At 69.9% G+C, this 26,475-nt stretch carries 28 protein-coding genes; 15 read left to right on the top strand and 13 right to left on the bottom strand.

Going from position 1 to position 26,475, the window contains the following annotated elements; translation table 11 throughout:
* Positions 1–56: 56 nt before the first annotated feature.
* Complete coding sequence (locus tag ACUN0C_RS08855; RefSeq protein ID WP_445465988.1) at positions 57–536, bottom strand: hypothetical protein; 480 nt, start codon at positions 534–536, stop codon at positions 57–59.
* 140 nt (positions 537–676) lie between these two features.
* Here ACUN0C_RS08855 and ACUN0C_RS08860 point away from each other — a divergent pair, with 140 nt between their 5' ends.
* The 4 genes from ACUN0C_RS08860 to msrB all read left to right on the top strand — a co-directional run bounded on the left by ACUN0C_RS08860 (position 677) and on the right by msrB (position 6,854).
* Positions 677–4,372: a hydantoinase B/oxoprolinase family protein gene (locus tag ACUN0C_RS08860; protein ID WP_445465989.1), complete on the top strand. Its 3,696-nt coding sequence runs from the start codon at positions 677–679 to the stop codon at positions 4,370–4,372.
* A 67-nt stretch (positions 4,373–4,439) separates the two neighbouring features.
* Entirely contained in the window at positions 4,440–5,216 is a 777-nt protein-coding gene (locus ACUN0C_RS08865) for a hypothetical protein (RefSeq protein ID WP_445465990.1), read from the top strand.
* Between the two features lie 74 nt (positions 5,217–5,290).
* Complete coding sequence (locus ACUN0C_RS08870) at positions 5,291–5,992, top strand: glutathione S-transferase family protein (RefSeq protein ID WP_445465991.1); 702 nt, start codon at positions 5,291–5,293, stop codon at positions 5,990–5,992.
* A 385-nt stretch (positions 5,993–6,377) separates the two neighbouring features.
* A complete protein-coding gene (msrB, locus tag ACUN0C_RS08875; protein ID WP_445465992.1) occupies positions 6,378–6,854 on the top strand; it encodes a peptide-methionine (R)-S-oxide reductase MsrB in 477 nt (158 codons plus the stop codon).
* Between the two features lie 252 nt (positions 6,855–7,106).
* Here msrB and ACUN0C_RS08880 read toward each other — a convergent pair whose 3' ends face one another.
* On the bottom strand, positions 7,107–7,475 hold the full coding sequence (locus tag ACUN0C_RS08880) for a hypothetical protein (protein WP_445465993.1): 369 nt from the start codon (positions 7,473–7,475) through the stop codon (positions 7,107–7,109).
* Between the two features lie 125 nt (positions 7,476–7,600).
* Between ACUN0C_RS08880 and ACUN0C_RS08885 the strand changes: the two genes are divergently transcribed.
* Positions 7,601–7,855 (top strand): hypothetical protein, encoded by a 255-nt coding sequence (locus ACUN0C_RS08885; RefSeq protein ID WP_445465994.1) that lies wholly within the window; start codon positions 7,601–7,603, stop codon positions 7,853–7,855.
* Positions 7,856–7,883: 28 nt separating this feature from the next.
* On the opposite strand, the gene ACUN0C_RS08890 is transcribed toward ACUN0C_RS08885, so the two are convergent.
* Together ACUN0C_RS08890 and ACUN0C_RS08895 are read right to left on the bottom strand one after the other, a co-directional pair.
* On the bottom strand, positions 7,884–8,651 hold the full coding sequence (locus ACUN0C_RS08890) for a sulfite exporter TauE/SafE family protein (protein WP_445465995.1): 768 nt from the start codon (positions 8,649–8,651) through the stop codon (positions 7,884–7,886).
* A gap of 121 nt (positions 8,652–8,772) precedes the next feature.
* Positions 8,773–9,756 carry a TIM44-like domain-containing protein gene (locus ACUN0C_RS08895; protein ID WP_445465996.1) on the bottom strand — a complete coding sequence of 328 codons (984 nt, stop codon included), beginning with the start codon at positions 9,754–9,756 and terminating at the stop codon, positions 8,773–8,775.
* 191 nt (positions 9,757–9,947) lie between these two features.
* On the opposite strand from ACUN0C_RS08895, the gene ACUN0C_RS08900 reads away from it, so the two are divergent.
* Positions 9,948–10,286: a hypothetical protein gene (locus ACUN0C_RS08900; RefSeq protein ID WP_445465997.1), complete on the top strand. Its 339-nt coding sequence runs from the start codon at positions 9,948–9,950 to the stop codon at positions 10,284–10,286.
* 24 nt (positions 10,287–10,310) lie between these two features.
* Here the strand turns inward: ACUN0C_RS08900 and ACUN0C_RS08905 are convergent, their stop codons facing one another.
* The 3 genes from ACUN0C_RS08905 to ACUN0C_RS08915 all read right to left on the bottom strand — a co-directional run bounded on the left by ACUN0C_RS08905 (position 10,311) and on the right by ACUN0C_RS08915 (position 11,598).
* On the bottom strand, positions 10,311–10,712 hold the full coding sequence (locus tag ACUN0C_RS08905) for a DUF983 domain-containing protein (RefSeq protein WP_445465998.1): 402 nt from the start codon (positions 10,710–10,712) through the stop codon (positions 10,311–10,313).
* 70 nt (positions 10,713–10,782) lie between these two features.
* Complete coding sequence (locus ACUN0C_RS08910) at positions 10,783–11,256, bottom strand: DUF1772 domain-containing protein (RefSeq protein ID WP_445465999.1); 474 nt, start codon at positions 11,254–11,256, stop codon at positions 10,783–10,785.
* A 126-nt stretch (positions 11,257–11,382) separates the two neighbouring features.
* Complete coding sequence (locus ACUN0C_RS08915) at positions 11,383–11,598, bottom strand: hypothetical protein (RefSeq protein ID WP_445466000.1); 216 nt, start codon at positions 11,596–11,598, stop codon at positions 11,383–11,385.
* A gap of 112 nt (positions 11,599–11,710) precedes the next feature.
* Between ACUN0C_RS08915 and ACUN0C_RS08920 the strand changes: the two genes are divergently transcribed.
* On the top strand, positions 11,711–12,928 hold the full coding sequence (locus tag ACUN0C_RS08920; protein ID WP_445466001.1) for a lytic murein transglycosylase: 1,218 nt from the start codon (positions 11,711–11,713) through the stop codon (positions 12,926–12,928).
* A 9-nt stretch (positions 12,929–12,937) separates the two neighbouring features.
* Here ACUN0C_RS08920 and ACUN0C_RS08925 read toward each other — a convergent pair whose 3' ends face one another.
* Both ACUN0C_RS08925 and ACUN0C_RS08930 read right to left on the bottom strand, forming a co-directional pair.
* Positions 12,938–14,203 carry a sensor domain-containing phosphodiesterase gene (locus ACUN0C_RS08925; protein ID WP_445466002.1) on the bottom strand — a complete coding sequence of 422 codons (1,266 nt, stop codon included), beginning with the start codon at positions 14,201–14,203 and terminating at the stop codon, positions 12,938–12,940.
* 126 nt (positions 14,204–14,329) lie between these two features.
* Positions 14,330–14,800 (bottom strand): hypothetical protein, encoded by a 471-nt coding sequence (locus ACUN0C_RS08930; protein ID WP_445466003.1) that lies wholly within the window; start codon positions 14,798–14,800, stop codon positions 14,330–14,332.
* Positions 14,801–14,919: 119 nt separating this feature from the next.
* Between ACUN0C_RS08930 and ACUN0C_RS08935 the strand changes: the two genes are divergently transcribed.
* The 6 genes from ACUN0C_RS08935 to ACUN0C_RS08960 all read left to right on the top strand — a co-directional run bounded on the left by ACUN0C_RS08935 (position 14,920) and on the right by ACUN0C_RS08960 (position 20,593).
* On the top strand, positions 14,920–15,738 hold the full coding sequence (locus ACUN0C_RS08935) for a nucleotidyltransferase (RefSeq protein WP_445466004.1): 819 nt from the start codon (positions 14,920–14,922) through the stop codon (positions 15,736–15,738).
* A complete protein-coding gene (locus ACUN0C_RS08940; RefSeq protein WP_445466005.1) occupies positions 15,728–16,456 on the top strand; it encodes a metallophosphoesterase family protein in 729 nt (242 codons plus the stop codon). The genes ACUN0C_RS08935 and ACUN0C_RS08940 overlap by 11 nt, the downstream gene beginning before the upstream one ends.
* A gap of 74 nt (positions 16,457–16,530) precedes the next feature.
* On the top strand, positions 16,531–17,493 hold the full coding sequence (locus tag ACUN0C_RS08945; protein WP_445466006.1) for an ABC transporter substrate-binding protein: 963 nt from the start codon (positions 16,531–16,533) through the stop codon (positions 17,491–17,493).
* A 49-nt stretch (positions 17,494–17,542) separates the two neighbouring features.
* Entirely contained in the window at positions 17,543–18,424 is an 882-nt protein-coding gene (locus tag ACUN0C_RS08950; protein ID WP_445466007.1) for an ABC transporter permease, read from the top strand.
* Positions 18,421–19,215 carry an ABC transporter ATP-binding protein gene (locus ACUN0C_RS08955; protein WP_445466008.1) on the top strand — a complete coding sequence of 265 codons (795 nt, stop codon included), beginning with the start codon at positions 18,421–18,423 and terminating at the stop codon, positions 19,213–19,215. The genes ACUN0C_RS08950 and ACUN0C_RS08955 overlap by 4 nt, the downstream gene beginning before the upstream one ends.
* A gap of 748 nt (positions 19,216–19,963) precedes the next feature.
* On the top strand, positions 19,964–20,593 hold the full coding sequence (locus ACUN0C_RS08960) for a DedA family protein (protein ID WP_445466009.1): 630 nt from the start codon (positions 19,964–19,966) through the stop codon (positions 20,591–20,593).
* A 12-nt stretch (positions 20,594–20,605) separates the two neighbouring features.
* Here the strand turns inward: ACUN0C_RS08960 and ACUN0C_RS08965 are convergent, their stop codons facing one another.
* Entirely contained in the window at positions 20,606–21,826 is a 1,221-nt protein-coding gene (locus tag ACUN0C_RS08965) for an alanine racemase (RefSeq protein ID WP_445466518.1), read from the bottom strand.
* A gap of 172 nt (positions 21,827–21,998) precedes the next feature.
* On the opposite strand from ACUN0C_RS08965, the gene ACUN0C_RS08970 reads away from it, so the two are divergent.
* Entirely contained in the window at positions 21,999–23,252 is a 1,254-nt protein-coding gene (locus ACUN0C_RS08970; protein ID WP_445466010.1) for a PQQ-dependent sugar dehydrogenase, read from the top strand.
* A gap of 42 nt (positions 23,253–23,294) precedes the next feature.
* Here the strand turns inward: ACUN0C_RS08970 and ACUN0C_RS08975 are convergent, their stop codons facing one another.
* The 3 genes from ACUN0C_RS08975 to ACUN0C_RS08985 all read right to left on the bottom strand — a co-directional run bounded on the left by ACUN0C_RS08975 (position 23,295) and on the right by ACUN0C_RS08985 (position 25,845).
* On the bottom strand, positions 23,295–23,588 hold the full coding sequence (locus ACUN0C_RS08975) for a hypothetical protein (RefSeq protein ID WP_445466011.1): 294 nt from the start codon (positions 23,586–23,588) through the stop codon (positions 23,295–23,297).
* A gap of 359 nt (positions 23,589–23,947) precedes the next feature.
* On the bottom strand, positions 23,948–24,856 hold the full coding sequence (gene metF / locus ACUN0C_RS08980) for a methylenetetrahydrofolate reductase [NAD(P)H] (protein WP_445466012.1): 909 nt from the start codon (positions 24,854–24,856) through the stop codon (positions 23,948–23,950).
* Positions 24,856–25,845 (bottom strand): ArsR/SmtB family transcription factor, encoded by a 990-nt coding sequence (locus ACUN0C_RS08985; protein ID WP_445466013.1) that lies wholly within the window; start codon positions 25,843–25,845, stop codon positions 24,856–24,858. The genes metF and ACUN0C_RS08985 overlap by 1 nt, the downstream gene beginning before the upstream one ends.
* 124 nt (positions 25,846–25,969) lie before the next feature.
* Between ACUN0C_RS08985 and tsaA the strand changes: the two genes are divergently transcribed.
* Positions 25,970–26,452, top strand: a complete 483-nt coding sequence (gene tsaA, locus ACUN0C_RS08990) for a tRNA (N6-threonylcarbamoyladenosine(37)-N6)-methyltransferase TrmO (RefSeq protein WP_445466014.1) — start codon at positions 25,970–25,972, stop codon at positions 26,450–26,452.
* Positions 26,453–26,475 lie beyond the last annotated feature (23 nt).

Raw genomic sequence — 26,475 nt, forward strand, 5'->3', positions numbered from 1 at the left:
CGCCGACAGGCGTCCGGCCGGCAGCCGGACGCCGTCTCGTGTCGGCAGGCGCGGCACTACTGCGGGCTTGGCGCCTCCTGGCTCTCCGGCGTCTCGTTGAGGTCGCGCTCGCTGTCGCCTTCGGCGTCGAGCGGGGGGGCGTCCGAGCGGTCCCCGGTGATCGAATCGGCAGCGCCACGGAGCTGCGCCGCCGCCCGCGAGGCCGCGTCCTTGGCCTGCTCCACCGCCTCGTTCGCCCGCTGCTTGATCCCCGGCGCCTGCTCCTGCAGGGCTTCGAAGGCCGCGTTCCCGGCCTCGCCGGCCTTGATCGCGGCCTGCCGCGCGGCCTCCCCCGCCTCCCGCAGCGCCTGCCCGGCGCGATCCGTGGCGTCGGATCCGGCCGGCTCCGTCCTGCTCGGGGCGGCGTCGGTGGTCGTCGTCGAGGCGGGGCCGTCCTGCGCTGCCGGGGCATTCGCCGCCCCGCTCTGCTGATTGGCGTCGTCGCAGCCGGCGAGCAGCAGCGCTGCCGTTCCGGCCGCAATGAGGAATGCCTTCATGTCCCGTTCCCGTGTCCGTGGGTCTCACCGGACAATTCCGGGCGGCTCCTGTTGTTCCGGCAAAGCACCTGCCGCGCGGGCACGGGAGGAGACAAGGGCAACGGCCGCGACTATCCCTTCCTGCAGGCAAGGAGACTGCGATGACGGACGGGCGTTGGGATTTCTGGATCGACCGGGGCGGCACCTTCACCGACGTGGTGGCGCGCGATCCCGACGGCCGGATTTCCGCCATGAAGCTCCTCTCGGAGAACCCCGAAGCCTACCGCGACGCGGCGGTCGAGGCGATCCGCCGCTTCCTCCGGATCGCCCCTGGGGCACCGGTCCCGGCGGGGCGCATCGGGGCGGTGAAGATGGGGACGACCGTCGCCACCAACGCGCTGCTCGAGCGCAAGGGCGAGCGCACCGCCCTCCTCGTCACGCGCGGCTTCCGCGATGCGCTGCGCATCGGCTACCAGGCGCGGCCCGACATCTTCGCCAAGAAGATCGTGCTGCCGGAACTCCTCTATGCGCGCGTCGACGAGGTGGCCGAGCGGGTCCGCGCCGACGGGACGGTGGAACTGGCGCTCGATCCCGGGGAGGTTCGCAGCACGCTCGAGGCGCTCAAGGCGGACGGCTTCCGCTCGCTCGCGATCGTCTTCATGCATGCCTGGGCGTATCCGGCGCACGAGGCGGAAGCGGCCGCGCTCGCCCGCGGCATGGGCTTCGAGCAGGTTTCCGTCAGCCACGAGGTCTCCCCGCTCGTGAAGCTCGTCGGGCGCGGCGACACGACGGTCGTCGACGCCTATCTCACCCCGATCCTCGCCCGCTACGTCGAGGAGGTCGCCTCCGACCTCGGCATCTCCACGGGCGACCCGGAAGCGGGCGGCGCTACAGCGTCCCCGGGAGGCCAGAGCGAAGGCTCGTCGCCCCGCCTGATGTTCATGATGTCGTCCGGCGGGCTCACGGCCGCCCATCTCTTCAAGGGTAAGGACGCGATCCTGTCCGGGCCGGCCGGCGGCGTGGTCGGCGCGACCGAGACGGCGAGGATGGCCGGCTTCTCGCGCGTGATCGGCTTCGACATGGGCGGCACCTCGACCGACGTTTCGCATTTCGACGGCGAGCTCGAGCGCGCCTTCGAGACCGAGGTCGCGGGCGTGCGGATGCGCGCGCCGATGATGAGGATCCACACGGTCGCCGCCGGCGGCGGCTCGATCCTGCATTACGATTCGGGCCGCTTCGGCGTCGGCCCGGATTCGGCCGGCGCCGATCCCGGCCCGGCCTGCTACCGACGCGGCGGCCCGCTCACCGTCACCGACGCGAACGTCATGGTCGGCAAGCTCCTGCCGGCGCATTTCCCCGCGATCTTCGGGCCGAACCAGGACGAGCGGCTCGACGATGCGATCGTGCGCGCGAAGTTCGCCGCGCTTTCCGCGGAAACCGGCATGCCCGCCGAGGCGGTCGCCGCCGGGTTCCTGGAGGTTGCGGTCGAGAACATGGCGAACGCCATCAAGAAGATCTCGGTCGCCCGCGGCTACGACGTCACGCGCTACGCGCTCGCCTGCTTCGGCGGCGCCGGCGGCCAGCACGCAGCCATGATCGCCGACCGGCTCGGCATGGAGACCGTCCACCTCCACCCGCTCTCCGGCGTGCTCTCGGCCTACGGCATGGGCCTCGCCGACATCCGGGCCAACCGCAGCCGCGCAGCCATGCTCCCGCTCGAGGCGGGTTCGGAGCAGGCGCTCGAGGCGCTCGAGGCGGAGCTCGAGGCGGAAGTCCGCGCCGAGCTCGAGGGCCAGGGACTCGGCCCGCAGGAGGTCGCGATCCTCGCCCGCATCCATGTCCGCTACGCCGGCACGGACATGGCGCTGCCCGTTCCATTCGACGATACGCGAGCCGTCCGCGACGCCTTCGAGGCGGAGCACCGCGCCCGCTTCGGCTTCGTCTACGAGGACAAGCCGCTCGTCGCGGAAGCCGTCGAGGTGGAGGGCGTCGGCGGCGGCGCGGATATCGACGAGCCCGACCGCCCGCTCGCCGACGGCGAGGCTATGCCGGCGGCGACCACGCGCTTCTTTTCCGAAGGCGAATGGCGCGAGGCCGGCATCTATCCGCGCGAGCGGCTCTCCCCCGGAAACCGGATCGCCGGCCCGGCGCTCGTGATGGAGCCGCACCAGACGATCGTGGTCGAGCCCGGCTGGTCGGCGGAGGTGACGGCAAAGGACCACGTCGTGCTCAGGCGCACGTCGCCGCGCGCCCGCGCGAGCGCGATCGGCACCGAGGCCGACCCGGTCATGCTCGAAGTCTTCAACAACCTCTTCATGTCGATCGCCGAGCAGATGGGCGTCACGCTGCAGAACACCGCCTATTCGGTGAACATCAAGGAGCGGCTCGACTTCTCCTGCGCGCTCTTCGACGCGTCCGGCGCGCTCGTCGCCAACGCGCCGCACATGCCGGTCCATCTCGGCTCCATGGACCGCTCGGTCGACATCGTACGCCGCCTCAACCCCGACATCCGGCCGGGCGACGTCTACGCGCTCAACGCCCCCTACAATGGCGGCACGCACCTGCCCGACATCACGGTCGTGACGCCGGTCTTCGACGACGAGGCTGCCTCGCAACGCGAGGAGAAGCCGCGGTCGATCCTCTTCTGGGTCGCCTCGCGCGGCCACCATGCCGATGTCGGCGGCGCGGCGCCGGGCTCGATGACGCCGCGCGCGACGACCGTCGACGAGGAGGGCGTGCTGATCGACAACTTCAAGCTCGTCGACGGCGCCGTCGGCGGCCGCTTCCGCGAGGCGGAGCTCGTCCGCCTCCTCACCGACCACCCCTATCCCTGCCGCAACCCGGCGCAGAACGTCGCCGACCTCAAGGCGCAGATCGCGGCGAACGAGAAGGGCGCCGCCGAGATCCGCAAGATGGTGCGCCAGTTCGGGCTCGAGACGGTCGAGGCGTACATGCGCCACGTCCGCGACAACGCCGCCGAGAGCGTCCGCCGCGTGATCGAGACGCTGTCGGATTCCGCGTTCGAGTACCCGACCGACCAGGGCTCGGTCATCCGGGTGAAGATCGGTGTCGATGGGCAAGGCCGGCGCGCGCGGGTCGACTTCACCGGCACGAGCGCGGCGAAGGAGAACAATTTCAACGCGCCGGCGCCGGTCACCCGCGCCGCCGTCCTCTACGTGTTCCGCGTGATGGTGGAGAAGAACATCCCGATGAATGCCGGCTGCCTGGAGCCGATCGAGATCGTCATCCCCGAAGGCTCTATGCTCGCGCCGGCCTATCCGCGCGCCGTCGTGGCCGGCAACGTGGAGACGAGCCAGCACGTCACGAACGCGCTCTTCGGCGCGCTCGGCAGCCTCGCCGCCGCCCAGGGCTCCATGAACAACCTCACCTTCGGCAACGACCGCTATCAATATTACGAGACGATCTGCTCCGGCTCGCCGGCGGGCGTCCTCAACGACGGCACCGGCTTCGACGGCACCGACGGCGTCCACACGCACATGACGAATTCGCGCCTCACCGACCCGGAGGTGCTGGAGATGCGGTTCCCCGTGCTGCTCGAGGACTTCCACATCCGCCCCGGCTCGGGCGGGCGCGGGCGCTGGTCGGCCGGCGCCGGCACTGTGCGAGCGATCCGGTTCCTGGAGCGGATGGACTGCGCCATCCTGTCCTCGCACCGCACCGTCCGACCGCACGGCCTCCACGGCGGCGAGCCGGGCGAACGCGGCGCCACCTTCGTCCGGCGCCGCGACGGCCGGCTGGAGACGCTCCGGGGCGCCGACCAGACGGTGCTGGAGCCCGGCGAGGCGGTGATCGTGCGCACCCCGACCGGCGGCGGATACGGCCCGCCCGGAGCCTAGCGGCCGGCGGCAACGGTTTCTTTCCGCCTTTCGCTTAGCCTGGAAAGGACTTGTCCCGGGACCGCCCGTGCCGCTCCTCGCGCGCCTCGTTCTCCTCGCCTTTGCCGTCTGGGCGGCGGCCGGCATGCCGTGTGCGGCCGCCGCGCCCGTCCTCAGCGTGACGGCGAGCCACCCGGGGACTTCGGCGACGCTCGGCCGGGACGCGCCGCTCCATCTCCGCCTCGCCTACCGCAGCGAGGTCCCGATCAGGGTCCAGGCGAAGGGCTATTTCGAAGGCGCGGAGGTCCGGCGGGACGTCCGCTGGAACCCGTCGCCGGCCTATCCGGCGGGCGACGGCGAGGCGATGGTCTGGATCGCCTATGGCGCGCCGGCCCGCCTCGACCGGCTCGATATCGAGGTTTCCGATGCGAATTGGCGCCCGCTTGCGGTCATGAGGCTGCCGGTTGGGGCAAGCTGGAGCGCCACGCTCGCCCCGCGGGCGGCCGAGCCGGAATGGGTGGCGCGCCTCAATGCGCCGCAGCAGGCGTTCGGCGTTGGCGGCGACGAGGAGCTGCCCTGGTCGCTGGAGATGCTGCTCGGCCCGGGGCTCATGATCGGCCTGCCCGGCTATTTCGTCCTGCAGGTGCTGCTCGTGCGCCGCTATTCCGGCCTCTGGCTCGCCGGCGCGCTCGCGCCGCTCGCGATCATGGTGCCCATGATCCTGCACGCCGCGTTCGCCTTCCTCATGGGGTCGAACCTTTGGCCGATCTTCGTGATCCTCGCCGCGCCGTTCCTGTTCCTCTATCTGTGCGCCCTCGCCGTCGTGCATTTCCTTGCCCGCGGCCCCTTCGCCCGCGCCGGCTGAGTCCCGGCCGGCCGCCCTTGCCCGCTTGCACGTTTCGTCGCACTGATCGGGGAGACGAAACCGAGGTCGCTTCGATGCCCCCGCTCCGGCTCTATTCCGGCCCGCTCTCCATGTTCGGCGCGAAGGCGGAGATCGCGCTGCGGGAGAAGGGCGGGCCGTTCGAGCTCGTCATGGTGCCTTTCGTGAAGGGCGACCGATACGAGCCGCGGCACCCGGAGGTCATGCGCATCAACCCGAAGGGCCAGGTGCCGGTGCTCGTCGACGGCGCGGTCGAGCTCTTCGATTCCACGCTGATCATGGAATATCTGGAGGACGCCTTTCCCGAGCCGGCGCTCTGGCCCGCGGGCGCGGCCGCACGTGCCGAGGCCCGGCGCCTCGAGCTCGAGGCCGACGAGATCGTGTTCATGAACATCGCCCGGCTGTTCGGGCTCGAGGAAACGCCGGACGACCCGGTCGCGATCGACGCCCGCGCGACCGCCGCGCGCCATTATGCGGCGCTGGAAGCCCGGCTCGAGGGCCGCGACCATCTCGCCGGCCCCTATTCCTACGCCGACATCGCCCTCTTCATGGCGCTCTTCTACGGCGAGCGGAAGGGCGCGATCCTGACCGAAGCCACCCCGCGGCTCCTCGCCTGGCGCGCCCGCGTGCTCGCCCGCCCGGCGGTGCGCACGGTCATCGGCCGCATGGGCGCCTGGCTCGCCTCGGAGGGCAGAGACGTGCCGGATTACGTGCGGGACGCGGTGGCGGAAGCCGGTGCGGGGGATCGCTCGGAATAGGGTGCAGGATCGGGCGGGGCTGCGGGATCAGGCGGGGGCCGCCCTCGTGGTTCGAGGCCCCGCTTCGCTCCGCACCTCACCATGAGGGCGGGTGACGGCACCCCGCACCCCTCTGCCTCCTTCCCCCACCCTCATGGCGAGGTGCGCGTGCGCAGCACCCGCCTCGAACCACGCAACTCGCTCCACCCTCATGGTGAGGTGCGCGTGCCCAGCACGCACCTCGAACCACACAGCTCCCCCCACCCTCATGGTGAGGTGCGCGCGCAGCGCGCCTCGAACCACGAGGGTGGCCCCGGTCTCGCATCCGGCCCGCACGCGGCGCGAGCCGGGTGCCGCCGCCCCCTCGGTGCCCTATATTGCGGCGGCACCACAGAGGAGCTTCGCCATGACCCACGCGCACGACGCCTCCGCCCGCCGCGCGACCTCCGCATCGGGCTACGACCTCGGCCCCCTCTCCGCCGCCGAGATCGACCGCCTCGCCGCGAAGCTCTCGCCCGAGGAGCGGCACATCCTGCTCGACCACGGCACGGAGCGCCCGTTCTGCGGCGGGCTCCTCGCCAACAAGGAGGACGGTGTCTACGCCTGCCGGCTGTGCGGCCTGCCGCTCTTCCGCTCGGGCGAGAAGTTCGAGTCCGGCACCGGCTGGCCGAGCTTCTTCCAGCCCTTCGACCCCGCCCATGTGCGCGAGATCGAGGACCGGTCCTACGGCATGGTCCGCATCGAGACGCGCTGCGCCCGCTGCGACAGCCATCTCGGCCACGTCTTCCCGGACGGCCCGCCGCCAACCGGCCTGCGCTACTGCATGAACTCGGCCGCGCTGGAATTCTATCCCCATGGCTCCGAGCCGAAGCCCGACGCCTGATCCATGAGCCTCCGGGGCCGCCCTCGTGGTTCGAGGCTCCGCTTCGCTCCGCACCTCACCATGAGGGCGGATTGACGCTCCACTTCGATGGTCGGCATGAGGTGGCCTGCCAATCCGCTTCGCTCCGCCTTGCTTCTCCACCCTCATGGTGAGGTGCGCGCTTAGCGCGCCTCGAACCACGCTCCCCGCCCTCATGGTGAGGTGCGCGTGCACAGCACGCGCCTCGAACCACCCGATGCCGGGGACCGACCGTCAGCCTTCCTTGCGCGCCATCCAGGAGCCCTGGCAGTTCTCCGTCGGCGAGGTCCAGCTGCCGGAGCCGATGCTCCCCTTGACCGAGCCGCGGGCGTCGAGCCGGTCGCCCTCGTAGACGAACCGCACGTCGACCCGGCCGCTGGCGCCCACGCTGCCATCGGCCGTGACGCGCTCGGCGCCGGCATAGGTGACCTTGCCGTCCCGGACGGTCACGACCGCGCGCCGACGCACCGGGCAGCTGCCGCTGTCGGTCGACATCGTCACCGACCAGGTGCCGTCGAAGGGCGCGGCGAAGGCCGGGGCGGCCGGAACGGCGAGAGTGAGAGCGATGCCGATCGCGCCGGCGCGGAAAGAACCGATGGTCATGCTCGCAAGCTCCAAACCTCTGTCGCTACGAGAGAAAACGCCGAAGTGGGAAACCCGATCCTTGCCCCCGAACGAATGGGGCGGATCGGCGTTTCTCCTGCGAATCGCAACATTGGAGCGAGACGATGCAGGGCAACAAGACGCACGAGCAGTTCCAGCGCAATCTCGAGCGGAAGGACGACGTCCCGAAGCCGGGGGAGCCGCGCATCGAGGGCCGGGACCGCGAGCACGGCCCCGAACGGGACGATGTGCGCGACAGCGGGTTCCGCGTCAGCCGCGGCGGCATGAACCAGGAGAGCCGCGACCACAACAAGCACAATCACCAGACCCAGGGCGGGCACGGGCCGCAGAAGCACGGCCCGGCCGAAGAGAAGCACTGAGCGTCGCGGGGCCGCCCTCTCCCGGCCGCTAGAGGGCGCCCCAGCCGTTCCAGACGAGCTGCACGCCGACGAGGAGCAGCAGCACGTAGATGATCGCGTAGAAGCGCTTCCCCGAGACCCGCCGCACCAGCCAGATCCCGATCCAGGTCGAGAGGATCGCGAAGGGGACGAGCGCTGCGGCGGCGAGCATGTTCTCCTGCGTGAACTGGCCGAGCGCGATGAAGGGCGGCACCTTGATGAGGTTCACCGTCGCAAAGAAGACGACGCTGGTGCCGACGAAGACGTCGCGCGCCAGGCGCTGAGGGATCACGTACATCTGGAAGGGCGGCGCGCCGGCATGGGCGATCATGCTCGTGAAGCCGGAGCCGACGCCGCACAGGAAGCCGAACCAGGTCGGCGGCCGCTGCGCCGGCGCGACGTTCCCGCCGGCGAGCAGGACGAGCTGCCGGATGGCGAAGAGGATGGAGATCGCCCCGAGCGCGAGCTCGACCGCCGCCTCCGAAACCTTGGCGGCGAGCAGGTAGGCGAGCAGGATGCCGACGATCGCGCCCGGCAGGAGCACCGCCAGGTTCCGGCCCGACCAGGTGCGCCGGTACGCCCAGACGCTCACCACGTCCTGCACGAGGAGGATGGGCAGCATGATGGTGGCCGCCTGCAGCGGCGGCATCACGAGCACGAGGAGGGGCAGCGACAGGAGCCCGATCCCCGAAAAACCGCCCTTGGCGAGCCCCAGGAAGAACACCGCGGGGAAGGCGACGGCGAAGAAGGCCGGCGAGGTGAGGAGCGAGGATTCCACGGGGCGGGTCGGTGGTTCGGCTCGGGCGGGAGAAGCGCCCGAAACGAAAGAGGACGGGCAGGTCGCCCGTCCTCTTAGTCTCATCCGGCGCCGGCCGCTACGGCCGAGTTCGCCCCCGGCATCACGCCTGCTGGATCGCCGAGAGCTTCCAGTCGGCGCCCGGCTTGCGGCGGAAGGTCCAGACCTCGGTGGCCTCGCTGGGCCCGGTTTCGACCACTGCGCCCGTCGCTCGGTCCTCGACCACGTCGCGCAGACCGAAGCGCATCGCGACGGTGGCGTATTCCGCCTCCCCCTCGCGCCACGCCTCGGCGGGATCGCCCTGCAGGAGGCGGACGTCCGAAACCCGGTTCACGACGCCGCGGGTCTCGTTGTCGTCGAGTTCCTCGCCGAAATAGACGAACATCTCCGGCGTGGTGCGGCGGCGGAGCGCCTCGCGGTCCTCGTTGGAATAGGCGGTCTGGATTTCGCCGAGCAGGCGCTCGAAAGCCTCGAGGTCCTCCTGGCCGATCTCGAGCGGCGCCTCGCCCGCGGGCGATGCGGCGCCGGCGCTCGCTCCGGCGGCGCCCCCGATGTCGAACCGGCGAAGCGGCGCTTTGCCCGGATCCGCCGCCGCATCCCGATAACTCGCCCCGCCCGCCCCGGCATAGGCCGGCTGGTTGCGCCGCTGCCACCAGCGGAAGGCCCAGCGCGCGATGAAGAAGACGAGGGCCAGCTGGAGCAGGAGCCCGAGCATGGAGGCGAAGCCGCCGAGCCCGCCGAGGAAGCCGTTGCCGAGCAGCATGCCGATCAGCCCGGCGCCGAGCAGGCCGCCGAGGAGCCCGCCCGCGAGGCCGCGGCCGAACATGCCGGTCGACGGCGCCGTGGTGGACGTGCCGGGCGCGGCCTGCCGCGACGTCGTGGCGGGATCGGTCGTGGAGCGCTGCATGGGCTGGGCCGTGCGCGGCGCCGTCTGCGTCGCCGGCGGCGCGCTCCAGGTCTTCGCGCCCCGGCTCCCGAAGCTCCCGCCCCGCCCGATCCGGGCATCGGCGACGCTCGTGACGAAGATGAGCGAGGTGGCGAAGGCAATGAGCGCAAAGCGCGACTTCGAACGTGGCAGATCGAGCATCGTCATCCCGTAAGACCAAGAACCTGATGGCCTATGTGGGGCGCAGGCGCCTGCTTGTCACGCCCAATCGGCCGAAGGCGCGGCACAACGGCAACAGCGGGTCGCGCACGGCACGCAGGCGCGGCGCCCTGCTGGACATCCGGCGAAGGCCGCCCGATCCTTCGGCCCTCCGCAGACAAAGGGGAACCTCGATGATTCGAACAGCCGCCGCCGTCGCGCTCGCCGCCGGCCTGCTCGCCGCCTGCCAATCGGTACAGCCCCGCTCGGCGATGGACGGGCGCTGGGCCTCCGCGGACGGCGTCTTCGTGGCGACCTTCGACAGCGGCAAGTTCACGTCGCGCTTCACGAAGACGAACGAGGTGCTGGCGCAGGGCACCTATGCGGGAGACGCCGGCAATCGGATCGCCATGAACTGGCTGAGCGTCGCGACCAAGCAGCAGCGCTCGGCTACCTGCAGCTTCACCGGCCCGAACACCGTCAGCTGCCAGCAGACCGGCGGCGGCGCCTTCCAGCTCAACCGCGCAGCCTGAAACCGTGACCGCGGCCGCGGCGCCTCACGCGTCCGCGGTCGCCTCGGCGCCGCCGAAGCCGTGCATGCGCCAGGCCCATTGCAGGCCGACGATGGCACCCTTGATCGGCCTGAGGAGGCCGAGCGACATGCCGAGCGTCAGCGGGCCCCACAAGACCGCATGGAGCCAGAGCGGCGGACCGTAGAAGGTCTCCACGCCGAGCGCGGCCGTGAGCACCACATGGCCGACGATCGAGATGGTGAAATAGGGCGGCGCGTCGTCGGCGCGGTGATGGTGAAGCTCCTCGCCGCAGGCCTCGCAGCGGTCCCGCACCGTGAGAAAACCCGTGAAGAGCGCGCCTTGTCCGCAATTCGGGCAGCGGCAAAGGCCGCCCCGACCGAGCGCCGACGCGGTGTCGCGCGCCTCGCTTCCGAAATCTGCCTGCATGGTGAGAACATCCCCGGAGCGGTCCCCCGGGGCCGCCATTCGACCGTCAGTTAGGCGCACGGAGCGCCGGTCACGATGAGGCAAGCCGTCGCTCCCTCCCCTGCTCGGCGAGAGCGACGCCGACGAGCGCGCAGAAGCCGAGGAAGGTGACGACCGCCGCCGCGGCATGGGAGAATTCCCACTGCCTCCGCAGCGCTTCCCAGTTCTCCGGCACGCTCGTCCAGTTCGCGGTCGCGCGGTTCGCGGGGAAGGTCCAGGCGAAGAAGATGCCGAGCGACACGAGCTCCGCGAATGCGGCGAAGAGGGCGAGCGCGAAGGCCGCCCCGCGGCCGCGCAGCAGGATGGCGAGCGCGATGTTCGCGGCGAGCGCGCCGAAGAGGATGATGCCGAACAGCGCCCAGCCCCGATAGATGCCCTGGACGAGGAAGTACTCGGCTTCGGGAAGACCGATCTTGTTGGGCAGAGCGAAGAGATGCGCGCCGGCCGGCACGAGGGCGAGCGCAGCGAGAACGAGGGCCAGGAACTGGATTGCGCGGAGAAGCACGCGAGCCTCCTGCAATGGATCGACGGCCCCCAGGAGCCGGCCCCTCACGAGCACCGGTTCGGGAGCGGGCGCATTGCCCAACGGATCACGAGAATGTGACGGCGGCGGGGCCCGCTGCAGGACGGCTCACTTGTTCGTGCGGCCGAGCTTCTTCGGATCGGCGCCGCCCTGCGGCGTGGCGTCGTTCTCGACGTCGCCTTCGAACGTGTTCTCGCCCTCGATCTGCTCCGGATCCTCGCCGGCCGCGTAGCTGCCCTTCGAAGCGCCGATGCCCGGATTGTCCGTGAGATCGTCGCGCGGCCGGTCCTTGGGATCCTTGAACTGGTGCTTCGTGCTGGTCATTGAAGTCTCCTTTGGAAGAGCGGCGGGGCTTCGCCCGGGTCCGCGATGGTTCGAACGGGAGGGCGAAAGGATGTGTTCCTGCCATCTTCCGCCGGTAGCCAGGATCGAATCAGTGAAGCGGAGATCGACCGGGATGAAGTGCAAGCGGGTGCGTCTCGCCGGGTTGGCGGCGGCTTTGACACTTGCAGCGGCCGGGAGCGCGCATGCGCAAGGCTGCGGGACGGGCGACTTCCCGGGCTGGCTGCGCGGCGTCCGCCAGGAAGCGGCGGCTGCCGGCATTTCCGAGCGGGCGCTCGCCGCGCTCGACACCGTCCGCTTCGACCCGGCGATCGTGAAGCGCGACCGCGGCCAGGGCGTGTTCGCCCAGAGCTTCCTCGAATTCTCCGACCGCATGGTCGCCCAATACCGCCTGCAGCAGGGCGCGAAGCTGATGAAGCAGCACGCGTCCCTGTTCGCGGCCGTCGAGCGGCAGTACGGCGTCCCCGCCGCCGTCATCACCGCCTTCTGGGGCCTCGAAACCGATTTCGGCGCCGTGCAGGGCGACGTCTCGACGCTCAATTCTCTGGCCACGCTCGCCTATGATTGCCGGCGGCCCGAGGTGTTCCGTCCGGAGCTCATCGACGCGCTGCGGATCGTCGATCGCGGCGACCTCTCTGCGAAGGAGATGATCGGGGCCTGGGCGGGCGAGATCGGCCAGATGCAGTTCACGCCGTCGAACTATGTCCGCTATGCGGTTGACGCCGACGGCGACGGCCGACGGGATCTCCGGCGCAGCGTTCCCGACGTCCTCGCCTCCACGGCGAACCTTCTGCGCAGCGAAGGCTGGCGCGCCGGGGAGCCCTGGCTCCAGGAGGTGCGCGTGCCGGCGGAGCTCCCCTGGCAGGAAGCCGACCTTTCGATCCAGCACCCGCGCGCGCAATGGGCGGCCTGGGGCGTCGCCGCGGCGCAGGGCGCGCTGCCGCAGGACGGGCTGCCGGCCTCGCTGATCCTGCCGATGGGACGGAACGGCCCGGCCTTCCTCGCCTATCCGAACTTCCGCGTCTTCCTGCAGTGGAACCAGTCGCTCGTCTATGCGACGACCGCCGCCTATTACGCCACCCGCCTCGCCGGCGCGCCCGCCGTCGGCCGCGGCCGCGGCGCCGAGGCGCTGAGCACGGCACAGGTCAAGCAGCTCCAGCAGCTCCTCGCCAGGCAGGGCTACGACGTCGGCAAGATCGACGGCGTCATCGGCAGCGGCACGCGCGGCGCGGTCAAGGCCGTCCAGCTGCGGCTCGGCCTCCCGGCCGACGCCTGGCCGACCACCGAGCTCCTTCGGCGGCTCGGCGGCTGACCGCGGGCCTCAGGCCGCGCCTTGCGACGCGAACGTCTGAGGATCGAACAGCCGCAGGGCATCGTCGGCCGTCATCGGGCGGCCGAGATGATAGCCCTGCGCCTTCTCCACGCCGAGGCTTCGCAGCGCCGCGAGCTCGGCCGCCGTCTCCACGCCCTCCGCGATGACCTCGCATCCGGTTTCCGATCCGAAGGCGATGAGGGCCGAGGCCAGCGCCCTGCGCGCCGGATCGCGGTCGATGTCCCGCGTCAGGGCCATGTCGAGCTTGATGATGTCCGGGCGGAGGTGGAGGATGTGCTGCAGGCTGGAATAGCCCGCGCCCGCATCGTCGACCGCCACCCGCATCCCGGCTGCACGCAGCGGATCGAGTGCGCCAGCCAGCGCAGCGTAGTCCTCCACCGGGGCGTGCTCGGTGATCTCCAGCACGATGCGATGGAGCGGCATGCCCGAAAGCGCGCCCGCCAGATCGCCGGCGAGGATCGTGTCGGGCGAAGCGTTCACGGTGAAGTAGAGGTGAGCGGGAAAGCGCGTTCCCTCGGCGAGCGCACGGCGGATCGCGGCGAGCTCGAGCTCCACCCCCATGCCGGCTTCCGCCGCCTCGCCGAACCAGACGTTCGGCGGCCGCTCAGGGGCGGACGTGAAGCGGGTGAGGCATTCCACGCCCACCGGGCGCCCCGCGCCGGTGTGCCAGATCGGCTGATAGACGGGAAAGAAGGCCGCATCGTCGATGGCGCCGCGGATGCGCGCCCGCCTCTCCTCGGCGAGCGTGGTCGCCTCGAGCTCCCGGGCGATCTCGTAGGCGGCAAGATCGGCGAACGCGCCCATCATCCGGAGGTCGCGCTCGTTCAGCGACTTGTCCGCATTGAACCCGAGGCAGCAAAACATCCCGTAGACGCTGCCGTCCGGCATGCGCAGCGGCACGCTGAGATGCGCGCCGATCGGGATCGCCTTCGTCACCGGCATCGCCATCGCGAACGGGACCGCCGCGGTGTCCGGCATGAACGCCGGCAGCCGCCCCTCCAGGATGTGCCGGCAATAGACGTCGTCGATCGGGTTGGAATCGCCCGGCTTGAGGATGCCCTCGTTGCCCGGCGCGTCCACGGCGCGGAACACCGTCCGCTCGCCGGCGAAGCGCGAGACGTAGGCGACCTCCATGCCGAGATGCGCGCGCACGGCCTGCAGCGCGCGTTCCACCGTGGTCGCGCCCGGCCCCGCCTCTGCCGACGTGCCTGAGATCAGCCCGCGCAGCGCCACGTTCTGCTGACCTTCGCCCATTGCCGCGATCCCGATTCGCTCTTGTTCATCAGACAGAGCACACACGAAGAAAGCTTTAAGGTGGCGCCGGAGCGGGTGCGTCCCGTCGCCGCCGCCCGGCCGATACGCATCCCTCTCCCGCCCTGCCTATTCCACCGGCGGCACCTCGGCGTCGGGGTTGCGCCGGGCGCGGTAGAACAGCCGGTAGCGCTTCACCCCGTCCACGATGACGAGCACGCCGGCGGCGAACGAGAGGATGCGGACGAACAGGACCTCGTTGTCCGGATGGAGCGCCTGCGTCGCGAGGAACGCGCCGACGGTGATCTCGCAGACCGGATAGAGCATGGGCTTGGGCCGGATCTCCTCCCGCACCCAATAGGCGCCGAACCCGACGAGGAGGGCCAGCACGGCGCCGCCCGCATAGGCGATCCAGGCTGGCAGCGGCACCGAAGGCAGGATCTCCTGATGGAACGCCTCGAAACCGAGGATCAGGAGCCCGAGCAGGACGAGGCCGAGCAGGATGTCGGGCACGACCCGCTCCCGCCCGGCGGCCGTCGGCGCGCCAGCTCCGTCGGCCTTTGCCCCGGCCGCGCCGCGATCCTCATCCGACAGGCTCATTGCCCTCTCCCAGGCCGCACCGGCACGCGCCGCGGACGGGCCGCGCAAGATCCCGCTCAAGAGCTGCGGAACCGGCGCGAGCCAGCGGCCGTTTGCTCCTCTCTACTAGGGATAAGGCCATGCTGGTCCCGGATACAATGGCGCCAGGCGTCGAAAAGGCGCCGCACGAAGACACCGTTCCGGCGCCGGGGCCGAGCATCCATTCGCCCGATGCCGTCGAGTTCTACACCGAAGCGCTGACGACGCTCCAGCGTTGCGGGCCGGCATTCCTGGTGGCCGGGACGTTCGCCGTGGGTGCCTATACCGGCATCAGCCGCCCGACCAAGGACATCGACATCTTCTGCAAGCCGGGCGATTACCCGCGCATCCTGCATTGCTTCGCCGAACGCGGCTACGAGACCGAGATCGAGGACGAGCGCTGGCTCGCCAAGGTCCGCAAGGGCGTCCACTTCTTCGACATCATCTTCAATTCGACGGCCGGCGTGACGCCCGTCAACGACCACTGGTTCGAGGAGGTGCGCGAGGCCGAGATCTTCGGATCGAAGGTGCGCGTGCTGCCGCCGACCGAGCTGATCTGGTCGAAGGCGTTCGTCCAGAACCGCAACCGCTACGACGGGGCCGACATCGCCCACGTCATGCTGAAGGAGCACGAGAGCATCGATTGGCACAGGCTGCTCAGCTACATGGAGCAGTACTGGGAGATCCTGCTCGTCCATGTCCTGAACTTCCGCTTCGTCTACCCGACCGAGCGCCACCGGGTGCCCGCCTGGCTGATGCGGGAACTGCTCGACCGGGTCCGTCTGCAGGAGGAGCTGCCGGTGCCGCAAACGAAGATCTGCCGCGGGCGCATGCTGTCCCGCGCCGACTACCTCATCGACGTGAAGGAATGGGGTTTCTTCGACCCCGTCGGCGAGACGGGGACCGGCGATGGAGGGTGAGGAAGCGGCGCCGACCACGCGCATCGCGGCCCTGGCGGATCTCCATGTCGGCGACAACGACAAGTACCCCTATCGCGATCTCTTCGCGGAAATCTCGCGTGAGGCCGACGTCATGGCGCTCGCCGGAGACCTCACCAATCTCGGTACGGTGCGGCAGGCCGAGATCCTGGCCGAAGATCTGAGCGCCTGCTCGATCCCGGTCGTGGCCGTCCTCGGCAATCACGACCACGAATGCGGCTGCGCCGAGCAGGTGACCGACGTGCTCCGCCAGGCCGGCGTATGCGTGCTCGACGGCAATTCGACCGAGATCGCCGGCGTCGCCTTCGTCGGCGTGAAGGGGTTCGCCGGCGGCTTCGGCCGTTTCATGCTCGGCTCCTTCGGCGAGCCCGCCATCAAGACCTTCGTCTCCGAAACGCTGAACGAGGCGCTGCGGCTCGAGAATGCCCTCCGTTCGGTGCGTCCGGGCCGGGTGCTCGTGGTCCTCCACTACGCGCCGATCGCGCAGACCGTCGAGGGCGAGCCGCTCGAGATCTACCCCTTCCTCGGCTCGTCGCGGCTGGCCGAGACCATCGAGCGGTTCCAGGTCTCCGCCATTATCCACGGCCACGCCCATCGCGGCGCGTTCGAGGGCAGGACCGGGAGCGGCATCCCGGTCTACAACGTCGCCAGCATGATCGAGAAACCGGGCGGCCGGCCCTACCACATCCTCGAACTGTAGCCGCCGGGGAACGCGACCTCGACCGGGCGCCGCGGACGATGTAGGACCGCTGATCCGGCACGATGGGGGGTTTCATGACGAGGTTGCGCACGATCCTGCTCGCGGCGGCGGGCGTCTGGCTGTCGACGGCGGTCGCGGTCGCCGAGCCGAAGGTCGTCGCCATCACGGCCATCGTCGAGCACCCGGCGCTCGACGCGGTCCGGGACGGCATCAAGAAGGGCCTCGCCGATGCGGGCCACAAGGAAGGCGAGGACGTCGCCTACCGCTACGAGAGCGCCCAGGGCAACCCGGCCACCGCGGCACAGATCGCCCGCCAGTTCATCGGCGAGAATCCCGCCGTCATCGTCGCCATCTCGACGCCTTCCGCCCAGGCCGTCGCGGCCGCCACGCGCGAGATCCCCCTCGTCTTCTCCGCCGTCACCGATCCGGTCGGCGCACAGCTCGTCAGCGCGCTGGAAAGGCCGGGCGGGAACGTCACCGGCATCTCCGACATGCTGCCGGTCGCCGACCACATCTCCCTGATCCGCGAGATCACGCCGGAGGCGAAGCGGATCGGCGTCATCTACAATCCCGGCGAAGCGAATTCGGTATCCTCCGTCGCGGCGCTGAAGGATGCCGCCGAGCCGGAAGGGCTGACCGTCGTGGAGGCGCCTGCGACGAAGTCGGCCGACGTGCAGAGCGCGGCCCGCTCCCTCGTCGGCAAGGTCGACGCGCTGTACGTGCCGACGGACAACACCATCGTCTCGGCCTTCGAATCCGCTGTCGGCGTCGCGAACGCAGCCAGGCTTCCCCTCTATGCCGCGGATACGGACAGCGTCGCCCGCGGCGCGCTCGCCGCCGTCGGCTTCAACTATTTCGACGTCGGCGTGCAGACCTCGGCGCTCGTCGATCGCGTCCTCAAGGGCGACAGCCCGGGTGACGTGCCGGTTGCCTTCGCGACCGGCACCGATCTCCAGGTGAACAGGAAGACGGCCGACGCGATCGGCCTGACGCTGCCGGACGCGGTCCTCGAGCGCGCCTCCAAGGTGTTCGAGTAGCGCCCGCCCGGCGCGCAGGCGCGAGCGCCACGAGCAGGCGGCGGAGCGGATGTCGACGATTGCATTTTTCGGCGCGGTCGAGCTCGGGCTCGTCTACGCCTTCGTTGCGATCGGGGTCTATCTCTCCTTCCGCGTGCTCGACTTTCCCGACCTCACCGTCGACGGCTCGTTTCCCCTCGGCGCCGCGGTCACGGCCGTGGCGCTCGTCGCCGGCTGGAACCCCTGGCTCGCCTGCGCGGCGGCCATGATCGCCGGCGCGCTCGCGGGCTTCGCCACCGCCTTCGTCAGCGTCCGGTTCCGGATCCTGCACCTGCTGGCCTCGATCCTCACCATGATCGCGCTCTTCTCTATCAACCTGCGCATCATGGGCCGGCCGAACATCGCGCTCCTGAACCAGGAGACGGTCCTCAGCCCTTTCTACGGCCTGGGTCTCGCCGATCATCTCGTCCGGCCGTTGTTCCTGGCCTGTGTCGTTGCCGTCGTCGCGATGCTCGTGGCAGCGTTCCTCAAGAGCGACCTCGGTCTCGCCATGCGCGCGACCGGAGCCAATCCCCGCATGGCGCGGGCGCAAGGCGTGAGCATCGGCCTCCAGGTCATGGCCGGCGTCGCCCTCTCCAACGCGCTGGTGGCGCTCTCGGGATCGCTTTTCGCGCAGACCAACGGCTTCGCCGACGTGACCTCCGGCCTCGGCACCATCGTCGTCGGCCTCGCCGCGGTGATCGTCGGCGAGACGCTGGTCCCCCGCCGCAGCATCGCCTTGGCGATCGCCGCCTGCGTGATCGGCTCGGTCCTCTATCGGCTCGCCGTGCAGCTCGCCCTCAATCTCGACGTGCTCGGCCTGCAGGCCTCCGACCTCAATCTCGCGACCGCGCTCCTCGTCCTCCTGACGCTCGTCCTGCCGCGTTTCAGAAAGGGTGCGGCCGCCGCATGATCGAGGTCGATTCGCTTTCCGTCGTCTTCAACAAGGGCACCCCGCTCGAGCGGCGCGCGCTGCGCGGCATCTCGCTCCGCGTCGACACCGGCGAGTTCTGCTGCGTCATCGGTTCGAACGGCGCGGGAAAATCGACCCTGCTCGGCGCAATCGCCGGCGACGTGATGCCGGCATCCGGGCGCATCGTGCTCGCCGGCCGCGACGTCACGCGTCTCCCGGCCGAGCGGCGGGCGGGGCTCGTCGCCCGGGTGTTCCAGGATCCGCTCGCCGGCAGCTGCGGCGCGCTCTCCATTGCGGAGAACCTCGCCCTCGCCGCCGCGCGCGGCGGCCGGAGGGGTTTGTCGCCGGCGCTCGGCCGCATCCGCTCGGAGGCCATCCGCGCGCGCGTCGCCGAGCTCGGCATCGGCCTCGAGGACCGGCTCGGCGTGCCGATGGGCTCGCTCTCCGGCGGCCAGCGCCAGGCGCTTTCGCTCATCATGGCGACGCTCGCGCCGTCGAGCATCGTGCTCCTCGACGAGCACACCGCGGCCCTCGACCCCGCCAATGCCGAGTTCGTCCTGGAGCTCACGACCCGCCTGGCGGAACGCTTCGCGCTCACCGTCCTCATGGTCACCCATTCCATGCGCCAGGCGCTCGACCTCGGCTCGCGAACGCTCATGCTGCACGAAGGCCAGATCATCTTCGACATGAGCGGCGCGGAGCGGACGTCCCTGTCGGTGGAAGACCTGATCGAGCGTTTCCGGCAGGCGCGCGGGCAGGAACTCGCCGAGGACCGCCTGCTGGTCGGGTGATCGGGGACGTTCGGCCGCGAGATCGGTCCAGCCGCCCTTGCGCGAATAGAGGATCTTCGGGTCCTGAACGAGGAAGAAGCGGAACGTGGGCGTCGGGTCGGTGATGCGCATCCGGAACGTGACGCTCCCGCCCGGGTCGACATGCCCCTTCTCGAAGAGGATGCGGTCGGCTGGCTCGAAGAGGCGCTCATGCACCGCGAAGCGGTCCGAGAAAACGTCGGGCATGCGGCGCCCGATCTGGTCGAAGGAGAGGCCGTCCTCGTAGCTGCTCGGCCGGTCGAGCCGTTCCTGGAGCTCGAGCTCGAAGCCGGCCCAGACATGGCCCGACGCGTTTCGCACGCGCTTCACCAGCGTGACCCCCGAACTCGGGGAGACCGCCGGACCGTCCGCGCCCGTCCGCCTGATGACGAGCACGACCGGCGCCGCGCCGAGGATCTCCTCCTCCACGATCACGGGGTGCTCCGCCGTGCCGCGCCCCGCCGCCGAGAGGAGCCGGAACCCGCCGAGTTCGTCGGAGAAGGTCAGGCCGCCGGCCGAGAACTCCGCCGCCGCGCCGCGCCCCTCCGCCGACGCCAGTGCGACGGCGGCAATCGCCGCACCGATCCAGGCTGTGCCCCTCCTGCCAGGTCGTGGCATGGTCGCTCCGCAATCACGGCACGGATCGTGGCGGAGCACGGGCGGCGGGACAAGCATCGGAACGCCCCTCGCCTGCGGCGGTTTCAGGAGCGGCACAGCCGGGGAGAAGGTCGTGGCGTCCTGGATCGAGAGCGTCGTCGAAAGCACCGGCGTGCTGGGCATCGCCTTCCTGATGCTGCTGGAGAACGTGTTCCCGCCGATCCCGTCCGAGCTCATCATGCCGCTCGCCGGCTATGCGGCGGCCTCGGGCGACGCGAACATCGTGCTCGTCATCCTCGCCGGCTCCATCGGCTCGCTTGCCGGCGCCACGTTCTGGTTCGTCGTCGGACGCAAGATCGGCGAGGACGGCCTCAAGCGCTTCGCCGCGCGGCACGGGCGCTGGCTGACGCTCACGCCGAAGGACGTCGGCGACGTCGACGACTGGTTCGACCGCCACGGCCACAAGGCGGTGCTGATCGGGCGCCTGGTCCCGACCGTCCGCACCCTGATTTCGGTCCCGGCCGGGATCTCGGAGATGTCCTGGACGCGCTTCCTCGTCTATTCGGGGATCGGAACGCTGCTCTGGACCAGCGCCCTCGCGCTGCTCGGCTATGCGCTCGGCGACCGGTACGAGACGGTCGAGACCTGGATCAACCCGGTCTCGAACGTGATCTTCGCCGGCATCGCGCTCTGGTATCTGTGGCGCGTCGCGACGTTCGGCCGGCGCCTCGAGCGCGAGGACAGCGGCTCCCGCGGCCGTTGAGCGAAGCCCGGGCTAATCCGCCATCGTCTCGATCGCAGCGAAACCCTCGGCTCCGTCGCCCTCGTGGAACGGCGTCGTCACCTCCACGAAGGTGTCCGGGTAGAAGCCGTTGAAATGGGTGCGGAGCGCGAGCGAATAGGCCCCGATATGGCCGATCTCGATCCAGTCGCCGGTGTCCACCGTCTCCGGCAGCCAGAACGGGCGCGACAGGATGTCGACGGAATCGCAGGTGGCGCCGCAGACCTTGAACGGCACGAGGCCGTCCGGATTGCCGCTCCGCCTCTTGCGCGCGGGATCGGGAATGAAGCGCGCCGGGAGCGTGATCTTGCCGGTCCAGGAATCCGACAGCGAGGCCCAGATCCCGTCATTGATGTAGAGGCGCTTCCCCTTCTTCAGGAGCACCCGGACGAGGACCGAGAAGGCGCGGGCGACGATGACGCGCCCGGGCTCGGCGATGAGCGGCAGGTCGGAGAAGCCCCATTCCGCGAGGTCGGAGCGAAGCCGCGCCATGAGCGCGTCGATGGAGGGCATCTTCGGCTTGGCGCGCTTCGGGTCGTGGCCGTAGGAGGCCGGGAACCCGCCGCCGACGTCGAGCCCCGCGAGCGCCACGCCGGCGCGCGCACGGACCCAGTCGGCCGAGGCCAGCGCGCGCTCGTAGACGTCCGGGTCCTCGATCTGGCTCCCGACATGGAAGCAGAGCCCTGTCCTGAACCCGATCCGGTCGAGCCTCTGGAGCAGCTCCACGGCATGCGCGGGCGCGGCCCCGAACTTCTTGGAGAGCTCGTAGGCGGCGAGACCCTTGGTCTGGAGCCGCACGTAGAGCGTGATGTCGGCCGGGTCGAGGTCGAGCGCGCGGACGATCCTCAGGATCTTCGCGATCTCGTCCTCGTGGTCGAGCGCCATCACCCGGATCGCGTACGTTTCCAGCGCGAGCCTGATGTCCGACTGCGCCTTCACCGGATGCATGTAGAGGAGCTCGGCATCGGGCGAGACCTCGCGCACCGCACGGAACTCGGCCGGGCTCGCGACGTCGAAGGCGGTGATGCCGACCTCGGCCAGCGAACGGAGCACCATCGGCTCCCCGTTCGTCTTGACCGCGTAGGCGGTCTTGCCCGGGAAGGCGGACATGAAGGCGCGCGCATCCTCCTTCAGCACCGCAGGGCGGAAGCAGTAGACCGGAACGTCCGGCCGCATCGCGAGCGCGGCCTCGCGGGCCGTGGTGAAGCGGTCGATGGCGGCATCCTCCTCTTGGTGACGCAACTAGGCGTGTGCCGGCCGGCGAAAACCCCGCTCCGCCCCGGACGGGCGCGGACGGGCCTTCTTTCCTTCACCGGCTTCCTGTCCCCTCGGCGGCAGTGGTACTCTGCCTTGCTCGCTACGGTCGAGCGATGAGGGAGGAAACCAGATGTACAAAGCGTTGTTGGCCTCGGCTGCCGCGCTGGCGCTGCTCGCAGGCGCCGCGATGGCGCAGTCCCGCGACAACATGGAGAGGCTCGGCCAGTTCCGGACGACCGGAACCTCCATGCAGTTCGAGATGGTGAACCAGTCCGGGGAATTCGCGGACCAGATCCGGGAGAACCTCAAGAAGATCAAGATGCCGTCCGGCTTCAAGATCGAGCTCTTCGCGGTCGTTCCCGATGCGCGCCACATCGCCGTCGGGCCGCAGGGGATCGTGACCATCGTGGGCACGCGCAAGGATGCCGTGTGGGCGATCACCGACCGCAACAAGGACCGCAGGGCCGACGAGGTGAAGCGCTTCGCGCCCTCGATCGATTTCGTCATTCCGAACGGCGTGTGCTTCTCCAAGGACGGCTTTCTGTTCATCGCCGAGCAGAACCGGGTCCTGGTCTTCCCCGCGGCAGAGTTCTTCTACGAGAGCCCGGACGTCGCCGTCGGTGAGGTCGTGAAGAAGGGCGAGCTGATCCCGGAGGACGAGGAGAGCTTCAACCACACGGCGCGCGTCTGCGACGTCGGGCCTGACAACAAGCTCTACATCTCGCTCGGGCAGCCCTTCAACGTGCCGGCCCAGGAGAAGCTCGACAAATACAACGAGCGGGGCATCGGCGGCATCATCCGCATGGAGCGCGACGGCTCGGGCCGGCAGGTCTACGCCCGGGGCATCCGCAATTCGGTCGGGCAGGACTTCAACCCGGCGAACGGCGAGCTCTGGTTCACCGACAACCAGGTCGACGGCATGGGCGACGACATCCCGCCCGGCGAGCTGAACCGCGCCACCGGCCCGGGCCAGCATTTCGGCTTCCCCTGGTATGGCGGCGGCAGCGTGCGGACGAACGAGTACAAGGATTCCGAGCCGCCGGAAGACATCGTGTTCCCGGAGGTCGAGATGGCAGCCCACGCCGCGGACCTCGGCATGATGTTCTATACCGGCCGCATGTTCCCGGCCGAGTACCGGGGCGGGATCTTCTCGGCGCAGCACGGCTCGTGGAACAGGACGACGCCGGTCGGGGCGCGCGTCATGTTCACCTCGCTCAACGAGGACGGCAGCGCCAACGAGTCGAAGCCCTTCGCGGAGGGGTGGCTCTCCGAGACCGGCGAGTATCTGGGGCGGCCGGTCGACGTCGCGCAACTGCCGGACGGATCGCTCCTGGTCTCCGACGACCTCGCGGGCGCGGTCTACCGCATCTCCTACGAGCAGTGACGAGAGAGGCTGCGGCGGTTTCCGCCGCAGCCGTCCCAGGGCTCAGCGCCTGCGCCGCACGGCGCGGGCGAAAAGCGGAATCGGCGCGGGATCGCCGCGGCGCGGCGTGCCCCGCGCATTGCCCATCAGCAGGATTGCGGTGGAAACCGCGCACGCGCCGAAGGTGGTGGCGAGGCCCACCGCCAGGAGCACGACCGGAAGGATGGGAAGGTCCGAACGCATCACGCGCTGCCCGAGCCCTCCGGTATCGAGCGCCAGCAGGCAGGACGCGAGGGCGAGGCCGGCCAGACAGCCGAGGCCGTAATTCACGAGCATGAAGCGAACCAGCTGCGGCATGCGAGCCTCCACCCCATGTGCGAGCAAGATCGGGCATCCCACTCGAGACTAAGCTCGTTCGCCCGGGCCGCGGCACTGTTGCGACTGACAACAACATCGCGAACGCAAAGGTTCCGGGCAGGTGCAGCGAAGCTGCTTCGAACGGTCTATGGTGCGCCGCAGCACAATCTCTGTTTTTGATCTGCGACGGGATGAATTACACTCGGCCTGCAGATCAGAGCGAGGCCACTACGATGATCTTAGCGAAGCCTCTGAATTTGATCGCGATATGTGCCGCGTTCGCGTTCATCGGTGCGATCGTCGTCGGGGTGCTGTAATCGTCGGCGGAGCCACCCCGTGACCTGAATCGGCAGCGAGCGTCAGGCGGCCGCTCGCTGTTCTCCACAGGCGGGAACGCCGAGGAACCGGCAGATCGCCTCCGGAAGATCCGCCTTGTTCAGCGTATAGATGTGGAACGTCGTCACGCCCCGGGAAACCAGGTCGGCGATCTGTTCCGCAACGACGGCGGCGGCCATCAGCCGGTGCCCGTCGGTGCCGGCTTCCAGGCCGGCGAACCGGTCCTTCAGCCGGTCGGGTATGGTCGCGCCGCAGCGCCCCGCGAAATTGCAGACGCCGCGGAAATCGTTGATCGGCATGATGCCGGGCACGATCGGGATGGCGATCCCGGCAGCGCTGGCGCGCTCCAGATAGGCCTCGAACACATCGTTCTCGAAGAAGAACTGGGTGATCGCGCGGTCGGCGCCGGCATCGATCTTGCGCTTCAAGGTGTCCAGTTCGGCATCCCAGTCGGGGCTGTGCGGATGCTTCTCGGGATAGGCCGAGACGGAGATGTCGTCCGCCCCCCTGTCCTTCAGGCGCCGGACGAGGTCGGCCGTGTGCGTGAAGCCTTCCGGATGCGGCTCATAGGGCTGCGCCATGCCCCCTTCCGAATCGCCGCGCAGCGCCACGTAGCGCCGCACCCCCACTTCCTCGAACGTGTCGATCACGGCATCGAGTTCGTCGCGGCTCGCGCCGACGCAGGTGAGGTGAGCGGCCGTTGCGAGGTTGCTCGCCTGGATCATGTCCCGGACGGCGACGAGGGAACGCTCCCGCGTCGTGCCGCCGGCGCCGTAGGTCATCGACACGAAGGCCGGCCGATAGGCCTTCAGCCGGTCCACGCAGGCGTTCAGGTTCTGAAGCTGCACGTCGCTCTTCGGCGGAAAGAACTCGAAGGAGATCGCGTACCGGTCGGTGCGGGGGGCCGGATGGCCCTGGGCATGGCTCGTCATCAGGCGTATTCCCCTGCTTCTGTCGTTGCGGATCGACCGGCGGCAATGCTTTCGGCCGACCAGATCGTCACGGTGAGGCGCGCGTCGGACCCGGCCGTGGGCGCGAGATCCTCGACGGCCCTCAGGTGCAGCCCTGCGCCGGAAATCCATTGCGCGACCTGGCCCTGGCCGAAGCCCAGTCGGCGGTGCGCGTGCTCCGCGCGCAGGAATTCGAGCGCGTGCGGTGCGAAATCGACGACCAGCAGGCGTCCGCCCGGCGCAAGGACGTCCGCCGCTTCGGCGAGCGCCCGCTGCGGATCCTCGAGAAAATGCAGCACCTGGTGGATGACCACCAGGTCGAAGCTCTCGCGGACGACCGGTAGGTTGGTTCCGTCGCCGATCCGCACCCGGGCATTGGTGATGCCGGCGCGCTCCAGCTTTGAGCGCGCCACGGCGAGCATCGCCGGGGAGAGGTCGATGCCGAGCGCCCTGTCGTACCGGTCGGCGAAGAGCTCCAGCATCCGCCCGGTGCCGGTGCCGATGTCGAGCATGGAGCGGAACGGCCCGGGGCCGGCGGCGGCGAGGATCGCGGTCTCCACCTCGCGCTCTGGCACGTGCAGGGACCGGATGCGATCCCATTCCTCGGCATGCCGGCCGAAATATTGCTCTGCGTCCTCCTGCGCCTGGCGCCGCAGCACCTCCAGGCGGTCGCGGTCGCGCCGGAGCGTCGGGTCGCTCCGGTCGAGGCCGCCGAGAAGGGCGCGCGCGACCTCCGCCTCGTCCTCGGCCAGGCGGTAATAGACCCAGGATCCTTCCGGGTTCCGCGCCACCAGCCCCGCATCCGCCAGAATCTTCAGGTGGCGCGAGACGCGCGGCTGCGACTGGCCCAGAATGTCGGTGAGATCCTTCACGGTCCGCTCGCCTTCGGCAAGCAGCGCGAGCAGACGCAGCCGGCTGGGCTCGCCCGCCGCCTTCAACTGGTCCACCAACCTGACGACTGTCGAACCCACCAGATCGTCCTCAACACGCATATGCGGATATCTTTATATCGTTACTAGGCGGAGGACAAGTGCAGGCGGGTGCCTTTGCCGTGGCGGCGCGATATGCAAGGGCGGATGCAGCGAGGAGGCCGGCGTGCAGGACCAGCGAACGGGCGAGATCGCCCTCCCCTTCGATCCGGGATCCCAACCCCCGGACGCCGGCCTGGTCTATATCGGCCGCGCGCGCACGCCTTGGCACGAGCGAAAAGCCTGCCCGCACAATCCGCGCGAGGCTCGCGAGCGCGCCCTCCCCGCGCAGCTCGAAATCGACCCGCCCTGGCGCACCGGTCTCAAGGACATCGCGGCCGGCGACCGGCTGATCGCGCTCTACTGGATGGACCAGGCCCGCCGCGACCTGATCGTCCAGACGCCGCGCCACAGGAACGCTCCCGTCGGGGTGTTCTCGCTGCGCTCGCCCGTCCGTCCGAACCCGATCGCGCTGTCGGTGGTGCGCGTCCTCGCCTGCGATCCGGATCGGGGCGTGATCGATGTCGACGCGCTCGACTGCGTCGACGGCACGCCGCTCCTCGACATCAAGCCCTACCTCGAGAGCATCGACGCGCTGCCCCCGGGCTGATCTGCGGGCTGCTTGGGCGGCTG

Source organism: Faunimonas sp. B44 (genome assembly GCF_052655945.1).

Excerpts from the sequence above, each read along its gene's own strand:
- ACUN0C_RS08855 (WP_445465988.1), bottom strand. The coding sequence starts at position 536 with ATGAAGGCATTCCTCATTGCGGCCGGAACGGCAGCGCTGCTGCTCGCC.
- ACUN0C_RS08860 (WP_445465989.1), top strand. The coding sequence starts at position 677 with ATGACGGACGGGCGTTGGGATTTCTGGATCGACCGGGGCGGCACCTTC.
- ACUN0C_RS08870 (WP_445465991.1), top strand. The coding sequence starts at position 5,291 with ATGCCCCCGCTCCGGCTCTATTCCGGCCCGCTCTCCATGTTCGGCGCG.
- msrB (WP_445465992.1), top strand. The coding sequence starts at position 6,378 with ATGACCCACGCGCACGACGCCTCCGCCCGCCGCGCGACCTCCGCATCG.
- ACUN0C_RS08880 (WP_445465993.1), bottom strand. The coding sequence starts at position 7,475 with ATGACCATCGGTTCTTTCCGCGCCGGCGCGATCGGCATCGCTCTCACT.
- ACUN0C_RS08885 (WP_445465994.1), top strand. The coding sequence starts at position 7,601 with ATGCAGGGCAACAAGACGCACGAGCAGTTCCAGCGCAATCTCGAGCGG.
- ACUN0C_RS08895 (WP_445465996.1), bottom strand. The coding sequence starts at position 9,756 with ATGCTCGATCTGCCACGTTCGAAGTCGCGCTTTGCGCTCATTGCCTTC.
- ACUN0C_RS08900 (WP_445465997.1), top strand. The coding sequence starts at position 9,948 with ATGATTCGAACAGCCGCCGCCGTCGCGCTCGCCGCCGGCCTGCTCGCC.
- ACUN0C_RS08905 (WP_445465998.1), bottom strand. The coding sequence starts at position 10,712 with ATGCAGGCAGATTTCGGAAGCGAGGCGCGCGACACCGCGTCGGCGCTC.
- ACUN0C_RS08915 (WP_445466000.1), bottom strand. The coding sequence starts at position 11,598 with ATGACCAGCACGAAGCACCAGTTCAAGGATCCCAAGGACCGGCCGCGC.
- ACUN0C_RS08925 (WP_445466002.1), bottom strand. The coding sequence starts at position 14,203 with ATGGGCGAAGGTCAGCAGAACGTGGCGCTGCGCGGGCTGATCTCAGGC.
- ACUN0C_RS08930 (WP_445466003.1), bottom strand. The coding sequence starts at position 14,800 with ATGAGCCTGTCGGATGAGGATCGCGGCGCGGCCGGGGCAAAGGCCGAC.
- ACUN0C_RS08935 (WP_445466004.1), top strand. The coding sequence starts at position 14,920 with ATGCTGGTCCCGGATACAATGGCGCCAGGCGTCGAAAAGGCGCCGCAC.
- ACUN0C_RS08940 (WP_445466005.1), top strand. The coding sequence starts at position 15,728 with ATGGAGGGTGAGGAAGCGGCGCCGACCACGCGCATCGCGGCCCTGGCG.
- ACUN0C_RS08945 (WP_445466006.1), top strand. The coding sequence starts at position 16,531 with ATGACGAGGTTGCGCACGATCCTGCTCGCGGCGGCGGGCGTCTGGCTG.
- ACUN0C_RS08950 (WP_445466007.1), top strand. The coding sequence starts at position 17,543 with ATGTCGACGATTGCATTTTTCGGCGCGGTCGAGCTCGGGCTCGTCTAC.
- ACUN0C_RS08955 (WP_445466008.1), top strand. The coding sequence starts at position 18,421 with ATGATCGAGGTCGATTCGCTTTCCGTCGTCTTCAACAAGGGCACCCCG.
- ACUN0C_RS08970 (WP_445466010.1), top strand. The coding sequence starts at position 21,999 with ATGTACAAAGCGTTGTTGGCCTCGGCTGCCGCGCTGGCGCTGCTCGCA.
- ACUN0C_RS08975 (WP_445466011.1), bottom strand. The coding sequence starts at position 23,588 with ATGCCGCAGCTGGTTCGCTTCATGCTCGTGAATTACGGCCTCGGCTGT.
- metF (WP_445466012.1), bottom strand. The coding sequence starts at position 24,856 with ATGACGAGCCATGCCCAGGGCCATCCGGCCCCCCGCACCGACCGGTAC.